Genomic DNA, 24,208 nt, shown 5'->3' on the forward strand with positions numbered 1-24,208 from the left:
ACGCTTCGGTCACCACTCCTTGTGGTGGCTGGAGCTATTTTTAATTTTTGGGGAGGTTTTGTGTTTGGTTTTTCTGAAATTCTTTTAGGAAATTGGTTTTGGAACTAAGTTTTGGAGGAGGTTCTACATTTCCAGGATGACCTTCTACAATTCCCAGAGCAGCTTCTACCGTTTTAATGAAACCTTCTACCTTAATCGAGCGAGCTTCTACCATTTTCTCACCACCTTCGACCTTTCGTCATTTTTCGACACACCAAACCAACACCGATGACCGTACTGAACCACTGGCAAATCAAATCCCCCAGCCTCCCCAAAACAAAAAAATCCCAAGCAGACATCCCCATTAAAAGGACATCCACCCAGGATCTATTTTACAAAAAGCTCTTATCCCTTCAGCTCATCAATGCGAGCTTGAACGGCATCACGCTTTTCTACATAATCTTTTTCTTTCGCTTTTTCTTCTTCAATAACATTTGCAGGTGCTTTCGCGATGAAGCCTTGGTTGGAAAGCTTCTTCTGAACGCGCTCCACTTCCTTATCCAGCTTAGCAAGCTCCTTGTTCAGACGGGCAATCTCTTCGTCAATGTTGATCAATCCAAGCAACGGAAGGATCAATTCCGCTCCAGTTACCACTGCTGTCATCGCCTTTTCGCCGCCATCTAACGCAACATCTGTTCCGATCAACAGTTCACTTGGGTTACAGAAGCGCTCGAGGTAAGAACGGTTGCTTTCAAGCTTCCCGGCAATCTCAGAAGTTTTCGCTTTTACAAGCAATTTAACTTGCTTGCTCATTGGCGTGTTCACTTCTGCGCGAACGTTACGTACGCTGCGGATGATGTCCACAAGTAAACGCATATCCGCTGCCGCTTCTTTGTCTGTCAGCTCGTCGCGAACTTCCGGCCATTTTGCAAGCGTAATGGACTCGCCTTCGTGAGGAAGCTGCTGCCAGATCTCCTCTGTGATGAATGGCATGAATGGGTGCAACAGGCGCATGGTATTATCCAGTACGTAAGCTAAAATAGAGCGTGTTGTCTTTTTCGCGGCTTCATCTTCGCTGTACAATGGAATCTTCGCCATTTCGATATACCAGTCACAGAAATCATCCCAGATGAAGTTGTAAAGGGCACGGCCCACTTCACCGAACTCATATTTTTCAGCAAGCTTTGTTACGGTCTCGATTGTTTCGTTCAGACGAGTCAGAATCCACTTGTCTGCAACGGACTTCTCGCCGCTCAAATCGATATCTTCAAACTTCATATCGCCCATATTCATCAAAGCAAAACGGGATGCGTTCCAGATCTTGTTGGCAAAGTTCCAAGTGGACTCTACTTTTTCATAGCTGAAACGTAGGTCCTGACCTGGTGAGCTTCCAGTTGAAAGGAAATAACGCAAGGAATCCGCTCCGTACTTTTCGATAACTTCCATTGGATCTACACCGTTACCAAGGGATTTACTCATCTTGCGGCCTTGCTCGTCACGAACAAGTCCGTGGATGAGAACATCTTTAAATGGACGCTCGCCTGTAAATTCTAAGCCTTGGAAAATCATACGAGAAACCCAGAAGAAAATGATATCATACCCTGTTACTAAGGTACTTGTTGGGTAGTAACGTTGATAATCCAGTGATTCTGTTTCCGGCCAGCCCATTGTGGAGAACGGCCATAATGCAGAACTGAACCATGTATCAAGTACATCTGTATCTTGCTCCCAGTTTTCGATATCTTCCGGTGGGTTGTGGTCAACATGGATTTCTCCTGTTTCTTTGTTATACCAAGCCGGAATTCGGTGGCCCCACCATAGTTGACGGGAGATACACCAGTCGCGGATGTTTTCCATCCAACGCATGTAGGTGTTCTCAAAACGGTTCGGTACAAAATTAACTTTGTCTTCTTGAGATTGAAGGTCAATCGCCTTGTCCGCAAGCGGCTGCATTTTTACAAACCATTGAGTAGAAAGATATGGCTCAACAACCGCTCCACTACGCTCACTGTGACCAACAGAGTGCATATGCTCTTCAATTTTGAAAAGAACGCCACTTTCCTGCAAGTCTTTTACAAGCTGCTTACGGCATTCGAAACGATCCATCCCATTGTATTTACCAGCTTTCTCGTTCATGCTGCCGTCTTCATGCATAACCAAAATACGCTCCAGGTTATGACGGTTACCGATCTCAAAGTCGTTCGGGTCGTGAGCAGGAGTGATTTTAACTGCACCGGAACCGAATTCCATGTCTACATAATCATCTGCAACAATTGGAATCTCACGGCCAGTGATAGGCAGTGTTACCATTTTTCCGATTAAGTGCTTGTAGCGCTCGTCTTCTGGATGAACCGCAACCGCTGTATCTCCAAGCATCGTTTCAGGACGCGTTGTCGCGATCTCGATGGAACCAGAACCATCTGTTAGTGGGTATCTCATATGATAGAAAGCACCTTGAACATCTTGGTGAATTACCTCGATATCAGAAAGAGCCGTTTTTGTAGCAGGGTCCCAGTTGATGATGTATTCCCCGCGGTAGATAAGGCCTTTTTTATAAAGCGATACGAACACTTCGTTAACTGCTTTGGATAGCCCTTCGTCCAATGTGAAACGCTCGCGGCTGTAATCCAGGCCAAGACCCAGCTTGGACCATTGTTGGCGGATATGTTGCGCGTACTCGTCTTTCCACTTCCACGCTTCTTCCATGAACTTTTCACGGCCAAGTTCATAGCGGTTGATTCCTTGGTTGCGTAGCTTTTCGTCTACTTTTGCTTGTGTTGCGATTCCCGCGTGGTCCATTCCCGGTAACCATAGAACGTCAAAGCCTTGCATACGCTTCATGCGTGTGATGATGTCTTGCAGGGTGGTGTCCCATGCGTGGCCAAGGTGAAGGCGGCCTGTTACGTTTGGCGGTGGGATAACGATTGTGTATGGTGTTTTGTCCTGGTCGTTTGTCGCTTCGAAAAAGCGGCCGTCCAGCCAGTATTGATAACGGTTTTTTTCGATTGTTTGTGGATCGTATTTTGTCGGAAGGTTTACTTCATTCATTTCCATCCTTCTTCTCCTCCTATTTGTTACAAAATAAAAAACTCCCTTCATCCAAATAAAAGGACGAAAGGAGTTAAGTTTCGCGGTACCACCTTTTTTTACAGGGTGAAAAAGATAGACTTTTCCCTGTACTCTCAAATCTGTTAACGGCTCTCCACCGGTTTCAACTACTGAACACAATGCGTTCGCTGAAACTACTCGAGGGCGACCTTCCAATCCGACTTTCCTGAGAAACCTTTCAGCTGATGGTTTCTCTCTCTAAAGGGGTCTGCAATTGTACTCTTCCCTGTCACTGTATTTGATCGTTATCTTATTACCTTACTATGTTACATAAAGGATATGCTAATAGTCAATAAGCTTCTCCAATTTTTTATTAAGTTATGCACAAAATCAAATAATTGTTCCAAATTGGGCACTATTTTCTGCACACAATCATATCTTAGGTATATATACATCGAGAAAAGTGTCTTAAGGAGGTACCTTATGCGAAAATATAACCCTTATTCCTTGCCGCCATGGTTGAGACAGGTTCGAGGTGTATGCGCGCAATTTATTATTCCTATTTGTGTGTTTCAAGGAATACGTACCATCTTTCTTCCCACAACCTTCGACGTTCTCATTCTTGCCATTTGCATCGTGGTTGCCATTTGCTTTCATTTGGAATGGATCTAGGCAACCTGAAACTGCCTCCTGATCTTTTGGGGGCAGTTTTTATTTGGTCATTCGACACATTATCTATAGCTTATTTCCTAAAAATCATCCATAATACTACATAAAGATATGAATTTTCTACCAATTTCGACTTTAAAAGGAGACACTCATGATTTCATTTATGCAAAAACCTAAAAAGGTTCCTTATACTGCTGATATGCAGTTTCCAGAAAGACAGGCTGTTGTAGGTCATTCAGAAGATGCGGATTTGGCAAGCCGCCTTTACTATATGGGCTTCACAAAGGAACATCTGCAAGCTTTACAAAATGCAAAACCGGTCATATTTGAAATACTAGATGAAGTACTAGAAAAAGTGCTGGAACATTTATATAAACAACCACCGATGAAGCGGGTTGCTACAAGCAATTCCAGTAAGGAAAGACTCAAGGCAGTTTTTGTTCGCTATTTTCAAAGTCTGTTAAGCGGAAAGCTTGATGGGGAATTTTATAAAATGCGAAAAAAAATCGGACAAACTCATAATGGTGTCCACCTGCCCGTAACTTGGTTTTTGGCGACCTATTCCGCCATGCAGACCCTACTGCTTCCAAAAGTAGTGGAATTGCTTCAGGACAGTCCTAAAGATTTGGTTACCACGTTAACTGCACTGACGCATATCATTAATCTTGACTCCCAACTTGTAGTCGAAGAGTATATTCATGTTCGTATAGAGTTGCTTGAACAGGCAAATGAAGCAAACCGTACGTTGCAGGCAGAGCTTACCAAGATTAGTGAAGAAGTTGCAGGCACCGTGACGGAGACGGAAGAGACAATTCAAACCGTCACACTAAAAGCGGAAGAAGTTTTAAAAGATACCAATCTCACTCAAAAAAGCAGTCAAAATTTGTTGCATTTAACTAATGACAACGAAATGCAGATGGAGAAGATGGTAGGTAATTTTGAAGAGGTCATGAAAGAAGTCAGTCAATCACTAGAAGAAATGCACACATTGAAATCTGTTTCTGAAGAAATCATCACGATGACACAAGGTATTGATAATATTGCCGATCAAACGAACCTTTTGGCTCTTAACGCTTCCATTGAAGCAGCCCGCGCAGGTGATGAAGGCCGTGGTTTCGCCGTTGTCGCCAGCGAAGTACGGAAACTTGCCGAAAGCTCAAAGGAACTTAGCAGTAAAATCAAAGTACTTATCGACAAGAGTGACCAGCAAATCACCAATGTGACGAGCATGATGTCTTCCATGCACAAAGTAACCGCACAGTCTCAACAGAATATCGTCCAAGTGAAGGGTGGCATTGTCACCGTCAAAATGGAGATGGATAACTATCTGGACCGTTTCAACAAAAATAAAGCAGACTTGGATATCATCGTTAATTCTTTTAAAGAAATCAATCAATCGGCTGTCAGCTTGTCGCTGTTAACTGATACATTGTTAGAAAAAGCAGTTCATAAGGCATAAAAAAGCAGGCCCATCCCAGGTTAACTGGTTTGGGCCTCTTTGTTTTTGTTTTGCTCTTCAATCTGATTGATCCTGCCTGCCACATATTCAATATTTTTGGCTAGCCAGTAGCTTCCCTGAATTTTTTTCACCAATTCCCGTTCCGAATGGGCGTTTCTTTGGTTTGGGTTCGGAGGCTGTTGAAACTGCCCTACTGCCTGCATAAACGATGCGGGATGGGAAAGATAACTTAGTGTAAGATCTTTTTCATAATCTTGCAGACTAAATCCCTTTTGATATTCATAGAACCAGTCAATACAATCATCGCAGAAAAGTGGATACGTTCTTAAATATCGTTGATAAAAAGAGATAATGTCGTTGGCAGGTGCCGCTTGTTTTGCTCGCTCCCAGCTTATAAAATAACCCCTGCCCTCTGAATCCTTTACAAAATGATGAAACGAGACCCTTCCATGTGTCATGGCCACACGATGTTTCTTCGTTTCCTTTACCGCCTCTTGCCAGTTTTCCAGCTTTTGCAGGGAAAATTTCTGGGCAAGCGATACTTCATGGGCGTATGTGCAAACTTGGAGCTCAAAAGGAGACATATATAGCTTCTTCTCACATACATCCACAAACTTTTCTAAGTCCTGTTGCTCTTTCGTCCATTCTTCTGAAACTCGGTCGTAAAAGGCTGTAATCTCTTCTTCAGGGTACTCTTTCTCTTGAACTGTCATGCTATGAAGTTTGGCCAGTTCTTTAAACATCATACTGTCTTTAAAGTCCAGTTCCCTCTCTTCATTATCCTCAATCCACGGCATCAAGTAGTAGGCATCCGAATAACTCTCAATAAAATAATAACCCTGCCTTGTTTGATAGATGGGAACAACCGTTTTAATACCACGCTGGAACAGGGAATGAATATTACGGAACAAAGGATATGCCTGCTCTTTTTTTATTTTTTTGAGGGCAAATGCACCTTTATTCGTCGCAACCCTCCATACTCCACTATGCTGCTCTATATATTCAGGTACGATGCCATATTGATACACTAGCTCTTCTACGCTTTGCTCATTTGTCTGCATCGCGATAACTCACTTCCTCTAATATTTTCAGGTAAAAAAGAAGTGAGAAAGGTCACCCCCTCCTCACTTTCCTCTAAAGCCGGTTATTGACTCTTAGAGGAAGCCTTTACCGGAATATATAACAATTGCCCTTCATTGATGTGATCATCTGTGGAAAGCCTATTGACCCTAATCAACTGCTGAATGGACACATCATATCGTTCAGCAATATGGTCCATGGACTCCCCTTGCTGCACAATACAAATTTTTAATTTAGTGAAATCTTCTCCACCTTCATCAGCAAAGATTTTGGTGAGAGATAAATCATTTTCATCTCGTGGCTCATCGGAATAATCCTCATGGTCATATTGCTGTGGATCTGCAACCGCCTGTTGGCCCTTCCTTTTATCAAAGAAGGAAACAACATTTGATGCCTCTTCCTCGTTCTGGTGGTGATTACCTGCATGCAAGGAATGTAGCGGAGCATAAGCATCCTCCGCATTATTCTGATAAATATAGTCTGCAGGATTATATGGCGCTTCTTCTTCTACCGCCGGAGCTTTTCTTGCCTCCACTTCAAACGGGGCGTACTCGCCATCGTCGTCATAATTGTATTGCATGTTTCTATCTATCTCATCTTGATTGAGGATTTCTTCTTCCTCGTCTTCATCGTCCTCAGTATAGTACTGGTAGGTATCTTCTTCGTACTCATTATCGGAGTTTGCACTGCGATACATTGGTTCGTACTCGAATACTTCTTCCTCTTCTTCTGCTTCTGCTGCTTGAGGTTGTGCTGGTGCTGGTGCTTCTTGCTCATATTGCGGTGCTTGATTTTGTGAAGCATATGCTTCTTCATGGTCCCGGTTAGGTTCCACTTCATATTCAAACGATTCTTCTACACTTTCTTGCTCCTCTTCCCAGGCCGGTGCGCTTTGTTGGTGGCCGTAAATACCAGAGATAGACAGCTCCGCATCCAATTGCAGGCAACCACGAGTTGGGACGCTGTAATCAAATGACTCAATGGCCACATAAATATCGTCTAAACTCTGGATCCTGTTCAAAGGTATCGTAATATCCACCGGAAAGCGATGGTTTAATACGCAGACGCCATCCTCCCGCTGCTCTACTTCCTGTACAACACGGGCTTGAGGTTGATACTCCTCCTCATCGTCCGACTCTGCATTCACATGATATTCCCCCGTTAATAATAAAGCTCCACGTATGGAAACGTATTGGTCCTGCTCATAAATTTGTATATCAGGATCTAACGCAATGGAGATGAGCTCAGATACTTCCTGTCCCTTTTGAAACCATATAGATTCCTCAACTGAAAACCGCAAGCACGATTGCTGATCTGAAGACAAAGGGGTTCCTCCTTTCACACCTATCAAAAATTTACTATATCAATAAAGATGTATGATGAGATTTCGGAGAATATGAATGGTTGGAAGAAATTTATGAAGGGGGGTCAGACCCTTGCAGGAGATTTGAGGTGTATGTCGAAGGGGACTTTGAATTTAGAGGTGGTTAGTAGATTGTATGATTTTGTGTTGAATTTGATGTTAAGTTGTTTGGTTTTGGGGGTATTTTGGTTGGGGGTTTTAGGGTTAAGTGTAGAAGGTTTCTTTTGAACGGTAGAAGTGAGGCTGGGAAATGTAGAAGGTAATCCGGGAAATGTAGAAGCTCGCTTTGGAATTGCACAACCAGCCCCTACTCCGCATCCTCAACCCCCTCCCACCAAAACCAAATGTAAAAACCCGCCCATATGCATGTTAACCATGCATAAGAGCGGGCAGATAAAACAAATCTCATTATCCCTTAATCGCAGCAAACGATTTTTCAATCGCATCCAATGTCTTTTCAATATCCTCATCTGTATGAGCTGTGGACAAGAACAAACCTTCAAACTGGGAAGGTGGCAGGAATACTCCGTTGTTTGCCATCTCGCGGAAGAACTTCGCGAAATAACTTAAATCGGAAGACTTTGCCACATCATAGTTTACAACTTCCTCACTATTAAAGAAGAAACCAATCATGGAACCTGCACGGTTTACAGATACAGGGACATCGTACTTCTTACCTAGCGCGACAATCCCCTCTTCTAAGCGATCCGCTTTTTTGCCGAATTCTTTATATGTTTCAGGAGTCAGTTGTGCCAAGGTTTCATATCCAGCTGTCATGGCAAGCGGGTTACCGGACAATGTTCCAGCCTGGTAGATCGGGCCGCTTGGAGCAATCTGCGCCATGATTTCTGCTTTACCGCCGTATGCACCAACAGGTAGTCCTCCGCCGATTACCTTACCAAGACATGTTAAGTCAGGTGTTACGCCGTAATATCCTTGAGCACAATGGTAATCCACGCGGAAACCAGTCATTACCTCATCAAAGATCAACACTGCGCCATATTCAGTCGTTACCTCACGTAAGCCTTCCAAGAAACCTGGTTGTGGCGGAACCACTCCCATGTTACCTGCAACAGGCTCTACAATGACACCAGCGATATCGTCTCCGAATTCCTTGAATGCATAACGGATGCTCTCCAAGTCATTGTAAGGCACGGTGATTGTGTTTTGCGCGACACCCTCAGGAACACCAGGGCTGTCTGGCAAACCAAGTGTAGCGACGCCAGAACCGGCTTTAATCAGCAGGGAATCACCATGGCCGTGGTAGCAGCCTTCAAACTTGATAATCTTGTTGCGTCCAGTGTATCCACGCGCCAAACGAAGCGCACTCATGGTTGCTTCCGTACCGGAGCTTACCATACGCACTACTTCGATGGAAGGTACTCTTTCAATTACAAGCTTTGCGAGTTCGTTCTCAATAAGTGTCGGAGCGCCAAAGCTTGTCCCTGATTCTGTTACCTTTTTGATTGCTTCCACTACGCGGTCATTGGAGTGGCCGTGAATTAGTGGTCCCCAAGAAAGGACATAATCTATGTATTCGTTACCGTCTACATCGTATATTTTGGAGCCTTTTCCTCGCTCCATGAAGATTGGGTCCATATCGACTGATTTAAAGGCACGTACTGGGCTGTTTACGCCGCCTGGCATCAGCTTTGATGCTTCTATAAAAGCTTCTTTAGACTTTTCATAACTTCTCATTCTTCTATCATCCTTTCTTTTATCTGAAATGGATCACAACTTATTTTAACCGTTCCTTTACGCTGCAGGCACTTGCTTTCCGCGGGCGGTCCGGAAGCCTCCTCGGCTGCGCCTGTGGGGTCTTCCCTGTCCCTTCCTCCCGCAGGAGTCAAGTGCCTTCCGCTCCAATCCACTCATTCTATTGTTACTTCTCATCCAACCATCGTGCAACATCTTTTGCATAGTAGGTAATAATTAAGTCAACACCAGCGCGTTTCATGCCGATTAGTTTTTCCATTACAACTTCTCGTTCGTTGATCCAACCGTTCATTGCTGCCGCTTTGATCATGGAGTATTCTCCGCTCACATTGTAGGCTACAACTGGTACGTTGAAGTTGTTTTTTACATCACGGATGATGTCCAAGTATGCCAAGGCAGGTTTCACAATCAGGAAGTCCGCTCCTTCAAGCATGTCAGACTCTGCTTCACGTAGTGCTTCTTGACGGTTGGCAGGATCCATTTGATAGGTTTTTCTGTCTCCGAATTGAGGAGAGCTGTGCGCTGCATCACGGAAAGGACCGTAGAATGCAGAGGAGTATTTAACTGCATAGGACATGATTGGAACATCTTCAAAGCCGTTCTCATCCAAGCCTGCGCGGATTGCGGCAACGAAGCCGTCCATCATGTTTGACGGCGCAATGATATCCGCTCCTGCTCGCGCTTGGCTCACTGCTGTGCGAGCAAGCAAGTCCAATGTTGGATCGTTTAAGATTTTACCCTCTTCCACAATGCCACAGTGCCCGTGGGACGTATATTGGCATAGGCATGTGTCTGCAATGACAACAAGTTCCGGGAAGTGCACTTTGATTTGAGTGATCGCCTGTTGCACAATCCCATGTTCATGGTAGGCTTGCGTTCCCACTTCATCTTTTTCTTTCGGCACACCGAAAACAATAACTGATTTAATGCCCAGTTCCGTCACTTCTGCCATTTCTGCATTTAACAGATCCAAGGAAAGATGGAACACGCCTGGCATGGAAGGAACTTCATTTCGGATATTTTCCCCTTCTACCACGAAGATTGGGTAGATAAAATCTTCCTTATGTAAATATGTTTCACGCACAAGTGAGCGCATGTTATCTGAATTTCTTAATCTGCGATGACGATTAAATTGCAAGTCTTTCATATTATGTATCCTCCCTTTTAAAATATTGCACGATTTCTTCTAGCAGACCGTCCATTGTGTACTCAGATGGACTGATTGCCACATTTATTCCCGCCTTTTCGGCAGCATTTCTTGTTATCGGACCAATGGTTGCTACCGGACCATCTGGCAGTCCGAATAGTTCCATAAAGTTATGTACGGTAGAAGGACTGGTAAATGTGTATAGGTCAACCTTTCCCTCTTTTAACCATTTCCATTCGTTTTCTTCTGGTACTCGAATCACATTTTCATATACGACTATCTGCTTAACATTGTACCCTATTCTACTAAGTTCTTCACGCAAAAGGGGTCGTGCAAGATTGCCCTGAATGAGCAAGACAGAACTTATGGTTTCTTTTTCAAAACTCTCTATTAAATCTTCGGCTGAAAAACGTTTCGGTACTAGGTCCACTTTATAACCGAGCGACTCTAATGCTTGTTTTGTTTTTACTCCAACCACTGCAATCTTGTTTGGCAAGCGCCCTTGATAGACTTCAAAAAAGTACTTCACACCATTTACACTAGTGAACACAATCCACTCAAAGTCTTCTATGTAAGATTCAATATCAGCTGTGACCTTTTTAGTATCCGAAACATGCTGAAATTGAATAAGAGGGACTTCAAGCGAGGTCCCTCCGAGTGCTGCGATCTGCTTGGAAAAATACCTTGCCTGCTCTTTGCTTCTTGTAATAAGAATGCGTTTATCGGCTAAAGGCAAAGTACGATCCATTACTGATTCAGCTCCTTTTTTACATCATCAATTAATTTCTTTCCGCCCTGCGCAGTAAGACTCTCCGCAGCTTCCAATCCAACCTTCACAGGATCTGTTCCTGTGATTCTCTCTTTATATAAAACAGAACCATCTGGAGCACCTACGAGAACCGTCAGGGTGGTGTTGTCATCCTGGCCAACAGATGCATATCCCGCAATCGGCACCTGGCATCCGCCTTCCATTTTATGAAGGAAAGCACGCTCGGCGATTACCGCTTTTTGTGTAACAGAATCTGTGAAAAGTGCTAGAGTCTCTAGTAATTCTGCATCATCTTCACGGCATTCTATGGAAAGAGCCCCTTGTCCTACAGCTGGCAAGCATAGATCTTCATCAAGGAATTCTGTCACAACATCTTTTGACCATCCCATTCGTGCAAGGCCTGCTGCTGCTAAAATAATGGCATCATAGTCTTCGTTTTGAAGCTTTGCAAGGCGTGTATCAATATTTCCGCGAATCCATTTGATCTCAAGATCAGGACGTTTTGCAAGTAGTTGTGCACCACGGCGCAGACTGCTTGTTCCGACAATGGAACCGCTCGGCAGATCAGCAAATTTCACATGGTCCTTAGAGATGAACGCATCGCGGTGATCTTCACGGAAAGGAATGCATCCGATTGTCAACCCTTCCGGTAAAACTGCAGGCATATCTTTCATGCTGTGGACGGCCATGTCTATTTCTTTATCTAGCATTGCTTGTTCGATCTCTTTTACAAAAAGGCCTTTCCCTCCAACCTTTGATAAGGTTACATCAAGGATTTGGTCTCCCTTTGTTACGATTTCCTTTACTTCAAAATCGAAAGGCGCACCTAATGCCTTCAATTGATCGATGACCCAGTTCGTTTGGGTTAAAGCAAGCTTACTTCTTCTAGAACCTACAATTATTTTTCTCATATTTCCTCCTTACCCAAAGCCAATGGGATTCCTATATCCTATAAAATCCAAAAATGAAAATTTGATAATCTACCGAACAGGAAAAAGTTGATGAGGACGACTAGAAACGCAGCGATATTCCAGCTCGCAATAGCCTTCCCGCTTATTCCTTTGGCAAGTCTTTGATAAAAATAATAACTGTATGCGGTAATGACAATGAAAGAGCCAATCACTTTCATGTCATACCATTGAAATTCGGACAATTTTACAGACGCCCAAATGCTTCCTAAAATTAACGACAGCAATAGCATCGGTACTCCGATTACATTCAATACATAGGACATATGATCAAGTTTCGCCAAATCCTGAATGCGTAATAACCGCTTGCCCCACTTTTTCTCCTTCAACAGTCGATATTGAATGACATAAAGCAAGGAAAAAGCGAAAGAAAGGGAGAAGGCACCATAGGATAAGATTGCCATCGTAATATGTATGATAAGTAATTCAGATACCAACGCTTGTGCCACCACTTGTGATTCATGTTGAATCGGTGTGAATGTGTGCAGGGCCAATACAAGGAATCCTATCACATTTGTAAAAAATACAATAAAGTCCACCCGTAAAATTCTGTTAATGACAAGCGAAAAGGTAATCAATACCCATGTATAGAAATACATTCCCTCATAAAGCGTCAATATTGGAAATCGTCCGGTATCAAGCATTCGTAAAAATAAGAAAACCGTTTGCAATACCCATACAATTGCAAGTAACCAGAAGGCTGTTTTATTTGCCTTCTGGTTATGTTGAAGAAAATCAATAAAATATAAGAGCACGCTTAAGGCATATAGAAGAATCGTTAATTCGTACAGCCTTGCGATTGTCATCTCTAGCATAGTTAACAGCCTCTCTTACGACCTGTATGTCGCAGCTTGAGGAAGCGGAATTCCTACAGGAGCAGAAGAACTCTTCTCCTTTTTCACAGCATAGTACTGTGTTTGAACTTCTTGTTGAACCGCCTCTTCAATATTAAAGATTTTAGTGAACAGTTCTAGAGATTCTTTTGCGTCAGATTCTGCTGAAAGTTCTTTCGCTCGTAAAATCGGGTCACGCAGCATCTGATTGATGATGCTTTTCGTATGTTTATTTAAGACCTTAATCTCACGTTCCGATAGATGAGGAAGTTTTCGTTGGATACTTTGCATCGTTTCGGATTGAATATCCAGCGCCTTTTGACGTAATGCGGAAATGACCGGAACCACACCAAGTGTGTTCAACCAATGTTTAAATTCCACAATTTCCTCTTCTATGAACAGCTCAATCTCATCTGCCGCTTTTTTGCGTTCTGCTAAGTTGGCATTGACGATTCCCTCAAGATCATCAATATCGTATAAGAAGACGCTCTCTAGCTTATCCAATTCCGGGTCCAAATCACGTGGAACCGCAATATCCACCATGAAGAGTGGACGCCCTTTTCTCATACGCTCGACATAGGTCATATCGTCTTTAGTTAGAACATAGTCTTTGGCACCGGTAGAAGAGATAAGAATATCCGCTTCTACCAACGCACAGGAAAGCTCCTGCATGGACTTTGCCTGGCCTGCGAAACGATTCGCCAGGTTTGTTGCTTTTTCTAAGGTACGGTTAATGACCGTAACCTTTTCTACCCCGTTGCTGTGAAGATTCTGGACGGCGAGTTCTCCCATTTTCCCTGCGCCTAAAATTAATACATGCTTGTTCTTTAAATCCCCGAAAATCTTTTTAGCAAGCTCCACTGCTGCATAGCTGACAGAAACCGCATTGGATCCGATATCTGTTTCGGAATGCGCACGTTTAGCTAAAGTGATAGCTTGTTTAAATAATTGATTAAAAATGGTTCCGACCGTTTTATGTTCTTGTGCGGCAAGAAAACTTGTACGGATCTGACCAAGGATTTGCGTTTCCCCAAGCACCATGGAATCCAATCCACAGGACACCCGGTACAAATGCTCGATTGCCCCGTCATGTTCGTATATGTTCAAGTAAGGAGAAAACTCTTCCTTGTCCAGACCGAACCAGTCTGCAAGGAAAGCTTTAATATAATAACGTCCAGTATGCAACTGATCGACTACTGCATAGACTTCCGTTCGGTTGCAGGTAGAAACAATGATGTTTTCCAAGATGGACTTTTGGTCCTTCAGAGCTACCATTGCTTTATTCAGATCAGCTGGATTAAATGTCAATTTTTCACGTATTTCAACAGGGGCCGTTTTATAATTAACACCGACTACTATGATATGCACTTGTTCGTACACCCCCACAAAAAATAATATCATCTACTAAAATTATAACATGACTAATGCTAGATACTTTTGTTAAAATGTGAACAAATAGTTTCCAATTAAGTAATTAGGATACAAGAAAATACACCGTTTTCATTGTTTCTCTTAGTTATATATTACAAACATTACAATTCTTTTATTCACCAACTTGTACATTAACAGAATTTCATTGTAGAATCAAGGTTTCAGCCTCAATCTCAAGGAGGAAAATATGAAGAAAAATAGCTTTCTACCTGGTTTGCTTTTATTATTTTTTGGTGCATATTTCCTGTTACAACAATTAAACATTGTGTTGTGGGAAGGGATGCTGCACTGGTCCACTATTCTTGTTATTACAGGAATTGCACTTTTATTACAAGCTTATAAACAGAGTGATTATCCTAATATACTTCCTGGGTTTGTACTATTAGGAATTGGGTTGCATTTTCAGCTTAAAGATAAGGTAGATGTTTGGCCTGATCATTTTGCGGTTATCATTTTGATTATTGGTGTTGGCTTTATTCTCCGTTCGCAGAAAACGAAGGGCGGGATGTTTGAAGGAGTTCTGTTATGTATTCTTGCCAGTTTCTTTCTTTTCTACGATACGTTTATGGAGATGTTGGGTGTGGTAGAGACTGGTGTTGCTAGTTTACATACTTTTTGGCCGGTTTTGTTGATTTTGATTGGTGCGTTTTTTGTCTTTAAGAAGAAATAAGAGAAGACCTACAAGCAATGGAGTGTTATTCCGTTGTTGTAGGTCTTTTTTGTTGAATTGTTGTTTCGACACCGCTGTTGATTTCCGCAAACGGCAAGTTCCTTTTGTACTCCCTGTTTCCTTTCGTTCCAGGTGTTCGCTTTCCGCGGGACGGTGCTTGAGCCTCCTCACTGAGTTGCGGGGTCTCAAGCTACCGTTATCCCCCGCAGGAGTCTCACACCTTGCACTCCAGGAAACAGGGGAAATCTACTTCACCCAATTGTTTTTGTAGTTACAGAACAGCCTCCAAGAAGTCTCTTGTTCGTTGGTTTTTTGGGTTGTTGAAGAGGTCCTGTGGGGGGCCTTCTTCGACGATTTTGCCGTCGTGCATGTAGATAACACGGTCGGCGACTTCTTGTGCGAATCCCATTTCGTGGGTGACGACGACCATGGTCATGCCTTCTTCGGCAAGTTCTTTCATGGTTTTAAGAACCTCTCCTACCAGTTCAGGGTCAAGGGCGGATGTTGGTTCGTCAAAGAGCATTACATCCGGTCTCATGGCAAGGGCACGGGCGATTGCCACACGCTGCTTTTGTCCGCCTGAGAGCTTTTCGGGATATACATTCTCTTTGTCTGACAAACCTACTTTTGCCAAAAGGTCAGATGCAATTTTCCTGGCTTCCTCTTTTTTTAACTTTTCGACCTGGACAGGAGCTTCCATAACATTCTCCAAAACTGTTTTGTGAGGAAAAAGATGAAAATGCTGAAACACCATACCGACTTTTTGACGGACTTTATTTAAATTGTCCTTTTCTACATCCACTTCCTTACCATCTATGACCACTGTGCCACTATCCTTCATCTCAAGAAAGTTCAAGCAGCGGAGGATAGTACTTTTACCTGATCCGCTGGCACCAATCAGGCAGACAACTTCTTTATTCTTTACCGTCAAGGAAATATCTTTTAAAACATGTAGGTCTCCGAACGATTTATTTAAGTTTACGACTTCAATTTTATTACTCATTACCCTACCTCCTATCTATCACTTACTGAGAATTTTCTTTCCAACAGATTAACAAAGATTCCAATCAACCCTACAAGGAATAAGTAGTAAACAGAAACTACCAACAGATAAGTCATATAGTCAAAGCTGTTAGCACCTTGTGTTTGCGCTACATTGAACAGTTCGTAGAAGCCGATGAATGCTGCTAAGGATGAATCCTTTAAACAGATGATAAATTGATTTCCAAGTGGCGGTAGTGCCCTTCTGAAAGCCTGTGGTAAAATAATTCTTCTCATCGCCAGATTGCGGGTCATACCCAAAGATCGTCCGGCTTCCATTTGTCCTTTGTCAATCGATTGAATGGTTCCCCTGAAAATCTCGGCAATATAGGCCCCATTATGGAAGGCCAGAGCCAATGTGACGGACCAGAATGCAGTGATTCCCATCTGCACCAATCCATAGTAGAAAACAAAGATTTGAACAATTAACGGAGTTCCACGTACAAGATATATGTAAGTATTGGCGATCCATTCAAGTACTTTAATCTTGGATATTTTAAGAAAGGCGAAAAATAACCCGACAAAAAGTGCAATAACAATTGAAATGGCTGTAATTTGAAGGGTTTTCAGCATCCCTCTTAAAAACATATCGTATGTACTGAAGAAAACATCAATAAAATGTGCTAAACTGGGCATACTTTGCTTCACTCCTTTATTCTGTTGTGTGATAAGTGATGGTTCAAGCTGATAAAAAATGTGTGGTGAATGAACACCACACATTTCAGAGACAGGATTATTTATTCACTGATCTGCTATTACTCACCCGGGTCTGAAGTAATGTCTTCACCAAAGTACTTTTCACTTATCTCTTTTAGTTTTCCGTTTTCACGTAATGTTTCAAGCGCTTCATTAATAGCTTCCAATAAGGCTTCATTACCTTTTGCTACTGCTACAGCCTGTTCACTGCGATCCAATAGTTCGCGAGCTTCCAGTTCCATTCCGGATCCGATTGCTTCACGACCGGTAACAAAATCCGTTACCACTGCATCATGACGGCCATTGTTAAGTGCCTCTAATGCAACAACATCGCTATCATAGTTTACGATATTATCAGATACACCCTCCACTAAATCTGCATAAGTGGAGCCTCTGGAAACGGCGATTTCCATTCCCTCTAGGTCATCCATGGTTTGGATGTCGCTGTCAGGACGCACGAAAATCTGAGCGCCAGAATAATAGTACGGTGTGGAGAAGTCCACTTCTTTTAATCTTTCTTCCGTAATCGTATGACTCGCAACCGCAGCATCAAAGCGGCCATTCTTTACTCCTTCAACAATACTCGCAAAAGTGTACTTTTCCTGCTCTGGTTCCAACCCAAGCTCAGCTGCAATAGCTTCCCCGACCTCGATATCAAAACCGGTCATATTTCCGGAACCGTCTGTAACACTAAATGGCGCAAATTCTCCTGAAGAAGCAAATGTAAACTTGTCTTCCTTTACTAATTCGTACCCTTCACTTGTTGTCGTTTTACCACCGCATGCTGCAAGAATGGTAGACAACAAAAATAACGTGACTAACAATACCCTTTTTTTCAATTTCCAAAATCCCCCTTAGTGTCCATTTTTTCGTCTCCCTTTTATGTTAACAATTACGGAAAACTACCACAAATAAGCTTAAATTTCATATTTGTTAATAATTCTGTAAATTCCAACTTCAGAAGACCTGGCTACCTATGTACCGTATGTATGCTCGGAATTGCTCCTTGTACATCCTATTCCCTAATGTTTCAATCTAATAAACATATTTTTCGAAATTTTTCTTACTTTTTTAAAAACAAAAAAATAGATTCCATAGCCTTTATCTCATGTAAGCTATGAAATCTATTTTAATCTTTAAACGTTTGATATAATTCTCGAAATTTCTTCTATCAATTTGTCCCCTGTGACTGTTGTTTCTCCCCCGCCTTGGACGAAGTTTTCCCTGCCGCCTCCCTTTCCATTTATGAAAGCAAAGACTTCTTTGGCGATAGACTTCATGTTCATATTAGATTTGCTTCCTCTAGCTCCAACAAATTGCAGCTTGCCTGCATTTTCAGCTACAAGAAACACGTTGATGTCATCTCTAGCAGAAACTAATTTCCGTGCGATACTTTGGAGTTCTGCCATTTCCTTATTTTGAAACACAGACTTTAATATTGTCCGACCTGAAATTACTTCCGTTTTGGAAAAAAGAGCAGCTGCCTCGTATTCCAGAAGCCTTTCTTTCATCTCTTTTAGTTCTTTTGCCTGTTCTTTACTTTGCCCCAACATTCTTGTGACTGCTTCTGCCATACCATTTTGAGGAGCATTCAATAATGAAGATAACTCTAGAACTACCTGCTGTTTCTCATGGAGTTGCTTCAACACACGATTTCCTGCAACAAAGGATACACGGATCATGTCCTTTTGTTTTTCTAATGAAAGAACTTTAAGAGAAGCTACTCCGCCTGTTGAATGAGGGTGTGTTCCTCCACAACCGTTGTAGTCAAATTCCGGTATGATGACAATTCGGATATTTTCAGAAACGGATAGCTCTTTTCTTAGCCGGTAATTCAATAGCTCATCCTGTGTGACCCATTTGCACTCTATCTTACGGTTCTCAAGGATAATTCTATTAACGAGTGTTTCAGCCTCCAGAACTTCTTGTTCCGTTAACTCATTAATATCGAGGTCAATGGTGGACACTTCTTTGCCCAGGTGAAAGCTTTTGGTTTTGTATGAAAATAGTTCTTCAAAAGCAGCAGATAATAGGTGCTGTCCTGCATGCTGCTGCATATGGTCATATCGTCTTTCCCAATCGATATTTCCCTTAACATCCTTTGTTATTTGTGGAAGTGGGTGCTCCATGTAATGCCTGATTTCCCCTTTGATCTCTTGTACCTCGATGACTTTATTGTCATTCAGTGTTCCTGTGTCATATGGCTGCCCGCCGCCTTCTGGGTAAAATGCGGTCTGTTGGAGTATGGCATACCATTTTCCGGATTCGTCTTGTGATTGTTCTATTAATGTGGTGGTGAATGTCTGTATGTAAGGGTCTTGATAAAATAACTTTTCCATCAATATCACTCCTGGCTTTAAACCAAAAAACTGCGTTCAGAGTAGTTTTTACTCTGATGCGCAGTTTCGGTTTTTACTTCATTCTTTTTTGCAACATACCCCAGACTTCATCTTTGCCTTGTCCGGTTTCGGAAGAGAAGAGGATTAGTTCGTCCCCTTTTTCCATTCCGAGGGTTTCTTTTATTACTTTTAAGTGCTTTTGCCATTTCCCTTTAGGGATTTTATCCGCTTTCGTCGCAATGACGACAACTGGAAGCTCATAGTGCTTCAAGTATTCGTACATCGTGACATCATCCTTGGATGGGGGATGGCGAAGGTCCACTATTTGCAGGACTGCACGTAGCTGTTCTCTGCTTGTTAAATAGGTTTCCATCATTCTGCCCCATGCATCTCGCTCGGATTTTGGTACTTTAGCGAATCCGTAACCAGGTACATCAACGAAATGCAGCATTTCATTGATCAGATAAAAGTTCAATGTCTGCGTTTTTCCTGGTTTGGAGGATGTTCTCGCAAGGTTTTTACGGTTGATCATCTTATTGATAAAAGATGATTTTCCTACATTGGAACGGCCCGCCAAGGCGAATTCCGGTAAAAGTTCACTTGGGTATTGCTCTGGTTTAACGGCACTTATTACTATTTCTGCTTGTGTTACTTTCATTTTTTCTCTCCTGCTAATGCGTGTTCTAACACTTGATCTAAATGTGATACTAAAACAAACGTTAAATCTTTGCGCACACTTTCTGGAATATCATCCAAATCTTTTTCATTCTCTTTAGGTAGTATAACCTTTTTTAAGCCGGCGCGGTGTGCACTTAGGGATTTTTCTTTCAAACCGCCGATTGGCAGCACACGCCCTCTTAAAGTTATTTCACCTGTCATACCAACATCTCTTCTGACCGGTCTGCCAGTTAATGCTGAGATCAAGGCAGTGGCCATCGTAATTCCCGCGGAAGGACCGTCTTTTGGAACAGCACCTTCTGGGACATGTATATGAATATCATTTTTCTCATTGAAATCAGGGTCAATATTCAATTCGTCCGCTCTTGAACGGATAAAACTAAATGCTGCATGTGCAGACTCTTTCATGACATCCCCAAGTTTACCGGTCAACATAAGTTTTCCTTTACCTGGTGATAGAGACACTTCAATCGATAGTGTATCGCCACCGACGGTTGTATATGCAAGGCCTGTCGCCACACCAACCTGGTCTTCCTCTTCTGCTTGTCCATAACGGAATTTAGGCTTACCAAGGAAATCGGCAAGGTTTTTATCTGTGATAACTACCCTTTTCTTTTCACCGGAAACGATAAGTTTGGCTGCTTTTCTGCAAATAGAAGCAAGCTGTCTTTCCAAACTACGGACTCCCGCTTCACGGGTATGGTGACGGATGATGGACATTAATGCCTCATCTCTTATTTGCAACAGGTTCTTCTGTAATCCATGCTCCTTTGCCTGACGAGGAAGCAGATGGTCTTTTCCAATGTTTAACTTTTCTATTTCCGTGTAACCAGCAATTGTGATGATTTCCATTCTGTCTCGTAACGGTCCAGGAATGGTAGCCAAATTGTTTGCCGTTGCAATGAACATGACATTAGAAAGATCATATGGTTCTTCAATATAGTGGTCACTGAAATTAAAGTTTTGTTCAGGATCTAATACTTCCAATAACGCAGAGGAAGGGTCTCCCCTGAAATCATTGGACATCTTGTCAATTTCATCTAAAAGGAAAACAGGGTTGATGGTTCCCGCTTTTTTCATTCCTTGGATGATTCGACCTGGCATAGCTCCTACATAGGTTCTTCTATGGCCTCGGATTTCTGATTCATCCCGAACTCCACCAAGGGAGACGCGGACAAATTTGCGATCCAATGATTTTGCAATCGAACGTGCCAGAGAGGTTTTACCGACACCAGGAGGTCCTGCCAAACAAAGAATCGGGCCTTTTAAGGACTTCGTCAGCTGTTGAACAGCTAAGTATTCCAAGACGCGTTCTTTCACTTTTTCCAATCCAAAGTGATCTTCGTTAAGAATCTCTTCCGCTCTGATAATATTCAATTGGTCTTCTGTCGCTTCCGTCCATGGAAGGTTCAACAGCCAGTCAATATAATTGCGAATAACAGAGCTTTCTGCAGAACTGGATGGAATTTTTTCATAGCGGTCGATTTCCTTCAATGCGGTCTTTTTCACATTTTCCGGCATTCCGATCTTTTCAAGCTTCTCTTTCAGATCCTCGATTTCGCCGCCTTTTCCTTCTTTGTCCCCAAGCTCTTTCTGGATTGCTTTCATCTGTTCGCGAAGATAATATTCCTTTTGTGTACGTTCCATGGAACGCTTCACTCGGAGGCCGATTTTCTTCTCAAGTTGCAGTACTTCCTTCTCATTGTTCACATGCTTGATTACTTTGTTCAGACGTTCTTTTACATCTCGTGTTTCCAGGATATCCTGTTTTTCTTTCATGTTGACAGGTAAATGAGATGTAATGATATCGGCCATTCTTCCAGGCTCTGTTATATCAGAAACGGTATGATATGTTTCGATTGTTGTCTTCTTGGAGAGCTTTGTGTATGTATGGAAATAGTCCAGCAAAGTTCTCATCAAGGCTTCATCTTCCGGGTCTTTCTCTTCTGTATCCGGATAGGTCAATAGTTTGGCTTCCCAGTGTGTATCTTTTTCGATAAACTCTTCAATTTTCGCACGTTCCAGTCCTTCTACCAGGACACGGACCGTACCATTTGGAAGTTTTAACATTTGTTTTACTTTTGTTAAAGTACCCCAAGTATATAGGTCTTCTTTTGCGGGATTGTCGGTTCCCACTTCTTTCTGTGTAGAAAGAACGACAATATCGTCCCCAAGCATTGCTTGTTCTAACGCTTCTATTGACTTTTCCCTTCCGACATCCAAATGTAAAACCATTGTCGGAAAGACCATCAGTCCTCTTAAAGGCAATAATGGAACATGATATTCCTTGTTTGTTGCCATGGTAACACCCCCGTACGCTCTTCCTTTATGTATCTTTGTTCAATTCTATCCTAATTAAATTGCCCTGTCTAATTAAAGAGACAGTTTAACCTGCAAAAGAAGTATTGTTCTATTATCTTTTACAAGTTTGCCTTAGTTAATAAAGAAACGGTAGTAAAAATTTTACCTTTTTCAAGACCTGAGTGCAATAAGTAAGCCTTAGTATATGTAAAACAGGCAGACCGTCACAAGGCCTGCCCACCCTTTACATGGATTCTGTTTTTGGGATGCTGATTGGTGCGTGTAAAATGCTTTCTACGTTTGTTTCGGTAATCTTTTCTCGTAATAAGGCTAAATCCAAAACTTCTTGGAATTCATTTACCGGGATGACTTCAATACCGTCAATTTCTTTTATAATCGATTGCATGTTATCAGCTGGAATGATGACTCTCTTGGCACCAGCCTGTTTTGCCGCTTTAATTTTCGGAATGACTCCGCCGATTGGTTTGACTGTTCCGTGGATGCTGATTTCTCCTGTCATTGCTACTAGGTTGCTGACTGGAATTTTGAAAATGGCAGAATAGATTCCCGTTGCCATCGCAATTCCTGCAGAAGGCCCGTCAATTGGGATTCCCCCGGGAAAATTCACATGGATATCGTAATCAGCAGCAGGAACCCCAAGCTTTCTTAATACGGTTATGACGTTCTCGATAGAACCTTTTGCCATACTCTTTCTGCGGATGGATTTGCCACCTTGGTTGCCCATGCTTTCTTCTTCCACAATTCCTGTGATGTTTACAGTCCCCTTTTTCTCTTCGGTTGGGATTGCCGTCACTTCTATTTCAAGAAGAGCGCCTGAGTTTGGTCCAAATACCGCCAAGCCGTTGACAAGTCCAGGTTGTGCCGCTTCTTTGATCTTATTTTCATATTTCGGTGCTAATTGACTGGAGTGGATCACCCATTCAATGTCAGCCACCTTTACAGTATCACGGTCTTCTGTGATAGCCAGTCCACATGCAATCTGCATCATGTTTACCACCTCACGCCCGTTTCTTGTATAAGAGGCAAGGAGACTGATACCTTCTTCTTCCACCAGCATATTGATTTTGGAAGCTGCATTTCTTGCAACTGCCTCCAACTCCTCTTGATCTAACTCACGGAAGAAAACTTCCATACATCTGGACCTAATGGCAGGTGGAATTTCGTTAGGTGTTCTTGTGGTTGCCCCGACAAGACGGAAATCTGCCGGCAGGCCATTTTGGAAAATGTCATGAATATGGGTTGGAATTTGATTATTCTCTTCGCTGTAGTATGCGCTGTCTAAGTACACTTTTCTGTCTTCTAACACTTTAAGTAATTTGTTCATTTGAATGGAATGAAGTTCACCAATTTCATCAATGAAAAGCATCCCTCCATGAGCATGGGTTACAGCTCCTTGCTTTGGCTGCGGTATTCCAGCTTGCCCCATTGCTCCGGCACCTTGGTAGATTGGATCATGCACAGAACCAATTAGCGGATCTGCAATCCCTCTTTCATCAAATCGGGCTGTTGTAGCATCTAACTCGATAAAAACGGCCGATCCTCTGAATGGCGACTTTGGATTCTTTTTTGCTTCTTCAAGAACAAGTCTTGCTGCGGCAGTTTTCCCTACCCCAGGAGGTCCATAAATGATGACATGCTGCGGGTTCGGTCCACAAATAGCAGCTTTTAAGGCCTTAATGCCGTCTTCTTGTCCCACGATTTCTTTAAAGCTTGTTGGTCTTACTTTCTCTGCGAGTGGTTCTGATAATGAAATGCTTCTCATCTTCCTTAGCTGTTCCATTTCCTTTTTTGATTCTTTATCAATCGTTACTTTTTGCGTCCGTTGGTTTTTGAGCAGGTTCCAGAAATAAAGACCGATGATGACCCCGAAGAAAAGCTGTATGAACAGTGCTATACCTGTAAAAGACATAGAAACCCTCCTGCATTCTTGATGTGATTATATGGTAGTATCTCCGTGGGATTGGGTAATAATCCAATAAAAAATATTTGGATAAAATAGG

The 24,208-nt window shown here is 42.5% G+C and carries 20 protein-coding genes and 1 other annotated feature; of the genes, 3 read left to right on the forward strand and 17 right to left on the reverse strand.

All coding sequences use genetic code 11. The features are described 5' to 3' along the window. Positions 1-40 precede the first annotated feature (40 nt). Positions 41-214, reverse strand: coding sequence for a hypothetical protein (locus tag K7887_RS15780; RefSeq protein ID WP_223490451.1), 174 nt, complete (start codon positions 212-214; stop codon positions 41-43). Positions 215-384: 170 nt separating this feature from the next. Beyond that, entirely contained in the window at positions 385-3,033 is a 2,649-nt protein-coding gene (locus K7887_RS15785; RefSeq protein WP_223490453.1) for a valine--tRNA ligase, read from the reverse strand. A 50-nt stretch (positions 3,034-3,083) separates the two neighbouring features. After that, positions 3,084-3,329, reverse strand: a binding site (T-box leader). A 181-nt stretch (positions 3,330-3,510) separates the two neighbouring features. Here K7887_RS15785 and K7887_RS15790 point away from each other — a divergent pair. Further along, positions 3,511-3,699: a hypothetical protein gene (locus K7887_RS15790; protein ID WP_010195840.1), complete on the forward strand. Its 189-nt coding sequence runs from the start codon at positions 3,511-3,513 to the stop codon at positions 3,697-3,699. Between the two features lie 148 nt (positions 3,700-3,847). Then, on the forward strand, positions 3,848-5,155 hold the full coding sequence (locus K7887_RS15795) for a globin-coupled sensor protein (RefSeq protein ID WP_223490455.1): 1,308 nt from the start codon (positions 3,848-3,850) through the stop codon (positions 5,153-5,155). 20 nt (positions 5,156-5,175) lie between these two features. Here K7887_RS15795 and ysxE read toward each other — a convergent pair whose 3' ends face one another. The 8 genes from ysxE to hemA all read right to left on the reverse strand — a co-directional run bounded on the left by ysxE (position 5,176) and on the right by hemA (position 14,399). Continuing rightward, positions 5,176-6,216, reverse strand: coding sequence for a spore coat protein YsxE (gene ysxE / locus K7887_RS15800; RefSeq protein ID WP_223490456.1), 1,041 nt, complete (start codon positions 6,214-6,216; stop codon positions 5,176-5,178). An 83-nt stretch (positions 6,217-6,299) separates the two neighbouring features. Beyond that, complete coding sequence (gene spoVID, locus K7887_RS15805; RefSeq protein WP_223490458.1) at positions 6,300-7,559, reverse strand: stage VI sporulation protein D; 1,260 nt, start codon at positions 7,557-7,559, stop codon at positions 6,300-6,302. Positions 7,560-8,006: 447 nt separating this feature from the next. Next, positions 8,007-9,296 (reverse strand): glutamate-1-semialdehyde 2,1-aminomutase, encoded by a 1,290-nt coding sequence (gene hemL, locus K7887_RS15810; RefSeq protein ID WP_223490460.1) that lies wholly within the window; start codon positions 9,294-9,296, stop codon positions 8,007-8,009. Between the two features lie 184 nt (positions 9,297-9,480). Then, a complete protein-coding gene (hemB, locus tag K7887_RS15815; protein ID WP_088019025.1) occupies positions 9,481-10,461 on the reverse strand; it encodes a porphobilinogen synthase in 981 nt (326 codons plus the stop codon). A 1-nt stretch (position 10,462) separates the two neighbouring features. Then, positions 10,463-11,209 carry a uroporphyrinogen-III synthase gene (locus K7887_RS15820; protein ID WP_223490462.1) on the reverse strand — a complete coding sequence of 249 codons (747 nt, stop codon included), beginning with the start codon at positions 11,207-11,209 and terminating at the stop codon, positions 10,463-10,465. Further along, a complete protein-coding gene (gene hemC / locus K7887_RS15825) occupies positions 11,209-12,141 on the reverse strand; it encodes a hydroxymethylbilane synthase (RefSeq protein ID WP_223490464.1) in 933 nt (310 codons plus the stop codon). Before hemC ends, K7887_RS15820 begins: the two co-directional genes overlap by 1 nt. A gap of 38 nt (positions 12,142-12,179) precedes the next feature. Next, a complete protein-coding gene (locus K7887_RS15830) occupies positions 12,180-13,013 on the reverse strand; it encodes a cytochrome C assembly family protein (RefSeq protein ID WP_010195815.1) in 834 nt (277 codons plus the stop codon). Positions 13,014-13,028: 15 nt separating this feature from the next. Then, entirely contained in the window at positions 13,029-14,399 is a 1,371-nt protein-coding gene (gene hemA / locus K7887_RS15835) for a glutamyl-tRNA reductase (protein ID WP_223490466.1), read from the reverse strand. 250 nt (positions 14,400-14,649) lie between these two features. Here hemA and K7887_RS15840 point away from each other — a divergent pair, with 250 nt between their 5' ends. Beyond that, entirely contained in the window at positions 14,650-15,132 is a 483-nt protein-coding gene (locus K7887_RS15840) for a LiaF transmembrane domain-containing protein (RefSeq protein ID WP_223490468.1), read from the forward strand. A gap of 271 nt (positions 15,133-15,403) precedes the next feature. Here K7887_RS15840 and K7887_RS15845 read toward each other — a convergent pair whose 3' ends face one another. From K7887_RS15845 to lonB, 7 genes are all read right to left on the reverse strand, one after another. Next, positions 15,404-16,135: an amino acid ABC transporter ATP-binding protein gene (locus K7887_RS15845; protein WP_223490470.1), complete on the reverse strand. Its 732-nt coding sequence runs from the start codon at positions 16,133-16,135 to the stop codon at positions 15,404-15,406. An 11-nt stretch (positions 16,136-16,146) separates the two neighbouring features. Beyond that, positions 16,147-16,809 carry an amino acid ABC transporter permease gene (locus K7887_RS15850; protein WP_223490472.1) on the reverse strand — a complete coding sequence of 221 codons (663 nt, stop codon included), beginning with the start codon at positions 16,807-16,809 and terminating at the stop codon, positions 16,147-16,149. A 119-nt stretch (positions 16,810-16,928) separates the two neighbouring features. After that, positions 16,929-17,708, reverse strand: coding sequence for a transporter substrate-binding domain-containing protein (locus tag K7887_RS15855; protein WP_223490473.1), 780 nt, complete (start codon positions 17,706-17,708; stop codon positions 16,929-16,931). Between the two features lie 297 nt (positions 17,709-18,005). Continuing rightward, complete coding sequence (locus tag K7887_RS15860; protein WP_223490474.1) at positions 18,006-19,208, reverse strand: alanyl-tRNA editing protein; 1,203 nt, start codon at positions 19,206-19,208, stop codon at positions 18,006-18,008. A gap of 73 nt (positions 19,209-19,281) precedes the next feature. Beyond that, entirely contained in the window at positions 19,282-19,866 is a 585-nt protein-coding gene (gene yihA, locus K7887_RS15865) for a ribosome biogenesis GTP-binding protein YihA/YsxC (protein ID WP_064100159.1), read from the reverse strand. Further along, positions 19,863-22,187 carry an endopeptidase La gene (lon, locus tag K7887_RS15870; protein ID WP_223490475.1) on the reverse strand — a complete coding sequence of 775 codons (2,325 nt, stop codon included), beginning with the start codon at positions 22,185-22,187 and terminating at the stop codon, positions 19,863-19,865. Before lon ends, yihA begins: the two co-directional genes overlap by 4 nt. A 244-nt stretch (positions 22,188-22,431) precedes the next feature. Then, positions 22,432-24,117: an ATP-dependent protease LonB gene (lonB, locus tag K7887_RS15875; protein WP_223490476.1), complete on the reverse strand. Its 1,686-nt coding sequence runs from the start codon at positions 24,115-24,117 to the stop codon at positions 22,432-22,434. Positions 24,118-24,208 lie beyond the last annotated feature (91 nt).

The sequence above is a fragment of the Sutcliffiella horikoshii genome (genome assembly GCF_019931755.1).
Classification (GTDB): domain Bacteria; phylum Bacillota; class Bacilli; order Bacillales; family Bacillaceae_I; genus Sutcliffiella_A; species Sutcliffiella_A horikoshii_E.